The sequence below is a fragment of the Streptomyces sp. NPDC127190 genome (genome assembly GCF_042672505.1).
GTDB lineage: Bacteria > Actinomycetota > Actinomycetes > Streptomycetales > Streptomycetaceae > Streptomyces.
Window position 1 is genome coordinate 149725 of the sequence record NZ_JBHXVE010000015.1, and the last position, 4543, is coordinate 154267.

General features: G+C 71.1%; 4 protein-coding genes. 2 read left to right on the plus strand and 2 right to left on the minus strand.

Annotation, left to right across the window (positions count from 1 at the left end; translation table 11 throughout):
- Positions 1 to 393 precede the first annotated feature (393 nt).
- Positions 394 to 648 carry a Txe/YoeB family addiction module toxin gene (locus tag ACFVIU_RS23280; RefSeq protein ID WP_385844740.1) on the minus strand — a complete coding sequence of 85 codons (255 nt, stop codon included), beginning with the start codon at positions 646 to 648 and terminating at the stop codon, positions 394 to 396.
- Positions 645 to 908, minus strand: a complete 264-nt coding sequence (locus ACFVIU_RS23285; RefSeq protein ID WP_351228691.1) for a type II toxin-antitoxin system prevent-host-death family antitoxin — start codon at positions 906 to 908, stop codon at positions 645 to 647. Before ACFVIU_RS23285 ends, ACFVIU_RS23280 begins: the two co-directional genes overlap by 4 nt.
- 295 nt (positions 909 to 1203) lie before the next feature.
- Here ACFVIU_RS23285 and ACFVIU_RS23290 point away from each other — a divergent pair, with 295 nt between their 5' ends.
- Positions 1204 to 2874, plus strand: a complete 1671-nt coding sequence (locus tag ACFVIU_RS23290; protein ID WP_385844815.1) for an SWIM zinc finger domain-containing protein — start codon at positions 1204 to 1206, stop codon at positions 2872 to 2874.
- A gap of 21 nt (positions 2875 to 2895) precedes the next feature.
- Entirely contained in the window at positions 2896 to 4188 is a 1293-nt protein-coding gene (locus ACFVIU_RS23295; protein WP_385844741.1) for a TIGR02679 family protein, read from the plus strand.
- Positions 4189 to 4543 lie beyond the last annotated feature (355 nt).

Genomic DNA, 4543 nt, shown 5'->3' on the forward strand with positions numbered 1-4543 from the left:
GACATCTTTTTTGTTTTCTGGGGGCCCCCCCCGCCCCCCGGGCCCCCCCCCCCCCGGGGGGCCCCCCCCTCCTTCACTCCCTCAGACCAAGATCCAGGGGACGCGCAGGGGGCACGGTCAGGCGACATGCGAGTCATAGCCGGAATCGGTCGTATCGCCTGATTGGCGCCGTGGGTGGAAGGCGTCGAGCGAGCCTCGGCTCTGGGCTGCCTCTTCCGTACGCCGGGGCGCCGCAGTTCCGGGGCGGGCATATCGGCGGTCGGCGTGTTTGCACTGGAGCGCCCGCAATCCGCTGCCAGCTCGGCCCACCGCTACGAACGGGACGAGCAGTTGGGTGCTCTCCGTTGGCGGCGTCCCCACGTTTTGGGGCCGGTGATGGTTCTTCGGACCGAGTCAGTAGTGGTATCGAGCCTGGACGATGATCAACTCATCGTCGGTCGGCTTGTACACGAGTCGGTGCGTGTCGTCGATTCTCCGAGACCAGTAGCCCGACAGGTCACCCTTCAGGGGCTCCGGCTTGCCGATGCCCTTGAAGGGATCGCGCATGGTGTCGTCGATCAGCTTGTTGATGCGCTTGACCATCTTGCGGTCACTCTCGGCCCAGTAGGTGTAGTCCTCCCAGGCGTGGGACGTGAACGAGATCTTCACGCACGCTCCGCGTCGGGGTCGATCAGCGCGCGGTTCTGGGCCTTGCCGGCCTCTGCCTCGGCGATTGAGTCGAGCAGGCGGCGGGCGTTCTTGGGGGAGCGCAGGAGGTGCACTGTCTCGGTCCAGGAGCTGAAGTCCTCTTCGGACATGAGCACGGCGTTCCCCTTGCGGGAAGTGATGTGAACCGGAGCGTGATCCTCGTTGACCTGCTCGATCAGCGGGAACAGGTTCTGACGCGCCTCGCTGGCGGTGATGGACATGCTTGCTGCCTCCTTTCTCGACTTGTACAAGATATAGTACGAGTCTTGATCGTGTCCACAGATCCCGGCGCGTCCGCTGAAGTGGTGTAGCGAAGCCACTCGGTGGTCTCGTTTGCGGCTATGCAGTGGGCTCGGTGGGCAGGGCGGCCTGTCTCGCCGTTTTCTGTCCCGATCGGGTCGAGGCGGCCGTTGGCCGGCGAAGTCAAGTCCCATGTGGCGGGGGCCTCCACCCACTCGTCGTTCAGCTCGGTCGGCACCGCGCCTTCCGCGGTTGAATACCGGTGTGGCGCGGAAAGTGGTGGGATTCGACGAGGACGATCTGAGGGCGCTGGCCGGGGTTCGGTCCTTCGAGCGGGGGCTGGGGTATCTGGACGCGGTGAGCGGACTGGAGGTGGGGGAGGGCTCGGTCACCGCCGTGGTGCACGGTACGGATGTCTACGCGGTGGAGCTCACTCTCGGTGGCGGCGAGGGCATCTCGGGGTGGTGCGACTGCCCGTACGGGCAGGAGGGCAACTTCTGCAAGCACTGTGTGGCGGTCGGGATGACCGTGCTGCGGCGGGCGAAGACGATCCCGCATCAGCGGGCCGCGGCACGGGCGCGGTCTTCCGCCTTGGAGGCGTGGCTTTCGGCGCTGTCACGCCAGGAACTCCTGGTGCTGGTTCGGGAGCGGATCGCCGAGGACCGGGAACTGCGTCGGCGTCTGGAGCTGCGGGCAGCCGCTGCTCGTTCCGACCTCGGTACGGTCCGGGATCGGATCATCGCCCTGATCGATCCGCGGCCGTTCGCCCGGTACGGGTACATCGAGTACGCGGATGCCTCCGGGTATGCGCGGCAAGTCGCCGAGGCGGCGGGCGCCCTGCGCGCCTTGACCGCCGACGGGCAGGCGGCACAGGCGGTCGGTCTGGCCGAGGAGGCGATCCGGGTGCTGGGGGAGGCATACGGGGAGATCGACGACTCCGACGGTGTGGTCGGGGAGGCCGCCGCCGCGTTGGTCGAAGCCCATGTGGAGGCCTGCGGGGTCGCCCGCCCTGATCCGGATCGGCAGGCCGAGTGGCTGGTCGGCACGGTGCTCGACGACAGCAACGACATGACGGCCCTGGATCCGCTCGACTATGCCGACGTGCTGGGGCCGAGCGGACTGGCCCGCGTGCGGCAGCTGGCGGCCGAGGCGCTCAGGCGCAGGCCGTCCGGCTGGGCGGAGCGGTACCTGATGGAGCGTCTGGTCAAGGCGGAGGGCGATGTCGACGCGCTGGTCGCGTTGCACGCGCAGGACCTCGACCCGTCCGGTGCCGCCCATCTGCTCATCGCCGAGGAGCTGGAATCGGCGGGCCGCGCGGACGAGGCACTTGCCTGGGCGGAGCGGGGGCTGCGGGACTGCGCCGCCGAGACACACATCGACGGTCGTCTGGCCGACCATGTGTGCGCCCGGTACGCGAAGGCGGGGCGGGCGGACGACGTGGTCGCGGTGCGGCGGGACCGGTTCCGTGTCGAGCGGTCTCTGGCCGCCTACCGGCAGCTGCGGGCTGCCGCTCAGACAGCGCAGTGCTGGGAGGCCGAGCGCGCGGCGGCGCTGGCCACCCTGGAGGAGGACGCCCGTCGTGAGCGCGGCGGAAGGTACGGCGGGCCCGTGCTGATCGACGCGTTGCTCGACGACGGCGACCTGGACGCCGCCTGGCGGGAGGCCCCCGGCCGCGCCGACGACCGGCAGTGGGAGCAGCTCGCCGACCTGTCGCGCCAGACACGTCCGGCCGAGGCGCTCGGCGTGTACCTGCGGCTGGTCGATCGATGGAAGGAGCCGACCGGGGACCGCGCCTACGAGCGCCTGGCACGGCTGCTGCTGGGTGCACGTGAGTGCCATCGTGCCCTGGGGACCGAGGACGCGTTCGCCGCACATCTCGCCGGTCTGCGGGCGGAACTGAAACGCAGGCGCAAGCTGATGAGCATCCTCGACCGGCATGGGCTGTGAAGGCGGGCGGGCCCGGTGGGCATGAGCGAGAGGGGCACGAACGAGCGGGAGGACACCGGGGGGTGCTCGAGCAGCCCGCGGCAGCCCGCCGCACCCGTCGACCGCGACCGCCTGACCCGGCTGCTCGGCGGGCCCGACCTCGCCTGGCTGATCGACCGCGTACGCCGCCGTATGGCGCGGGGCGAACCCCTCACCGGCCCGGTCACGCTGACCGCCCCCACCTCCGCGCAGCGAGCCGCCGCCGAACGGCTGCTGGGCCGCGCCCCCGGCGCAGGACGTGGGCTGAGCGTTCGCCTTGAGGCCGTGGACGCCGTCCTGCGCCGCTCGGGCGTCAGCCCCGACGGCCTGGGTGCCGCCGTCACCGCCCTCACCGGACCCGTCACCCGACTGGCCGACGTGCGCGAGCGGGAGGAGCGCGCCTGGCGGGAGGCGTACACGCCGCTCGATGAACTCGTCCGTACCCACCCCCAGCTGGGCGACTGGGCGGAGAGGATCGTCTCGGACGGCCTCGTACGCCGGCTCGCCCGCACCCCGCAGGCGGCGAAGAACCTGCTGGGCGACACCGCCCAGGCCCTGCGCGGGCTGCCGGCCGTTCCCGCCGTGTCCCTGCCCGTCTTCGCAGGCGCCACGTTCGGTGACGCCCACGCCCTCGACGAAGGCACCCCGCTCGCCACCCTCGTCCTGTCGGGCGTCCGCGTTCTGACGGGCTTCCCGGCCGGCAGCGGAGCCGAGTGGCGCCGCGAGGCATGGGCGTCGGCCGGGCTCCTCAAGGATGCCCTTTCCTCCACGGTCCTCACGCTGGGCCTGCGCGGCACCCCCGCCCTGGACCGGTTGGCGGACGAGGGCGAACCGGCGGTCCTGACGCTGCGGCAGCTCACCCGGCAACCACCGCACACGGCGTCGGCCGTCGTCCGCGTCTGCGAGAACCCGGCCGTCCTGGCCTCCGCGGCCGACGCCCTGGGCACCGCCTGCCCGCCGCTGGTCTGCCTCCAGGGCCAGCCCTCGGCCGCCGCCCTGACTCTGCTGCGTCACCTGCACACCCACGGAAGCACGTTGCGCTACCACGGTGACTTCGACTGGGGCGGCCTGCGTATCGCCTCAGCCCTGCTGCGCCGCATCCCGTGGCACCCCTGGCGTTACACGGCCGCCGAGTATCGCAACGCGGTCGCCGCCGCCCCACTGGCTTCGCCCCTGACCGGCACGCCGACCACTGCCGCGTGGGACCCGGACCTGCCCGCGGCCCTCACCGAACTCGGCGTGCGTATCGAGGAGGAGACCGTGGTCGACGACCTGCTGGCCGACCTCGGCCGCTGAGCGGGGCGCGCCAGGGGACACGCAGGGGACGGAAGGATCCGGAAGAATCAGGAAGGCCGAGGCGGAGCCAGAGCAGCCAAACGTCTCTGACCTGCGGCTACAGGAAGATCGAGGCAATACGGGGGACTGATCGGAAGATCATGAAAGGACTCATAATCCGTCGGCCGTGGCTTCGAGTCCCACCCGCCCCACCGCGCACCGGACACGCAGAAGCGTTTCTAGCTGCGGACACGTGACAAAGGAGGGGGGGCCCCCCCCCCCCCCCGGCCCCCCCCCCAACACCCAACCAACCAAAACAACCGGCCCCCGCGCCGGCGGCCCGGGCCCACACCACAGAAGACACCCGAGAGGCGGG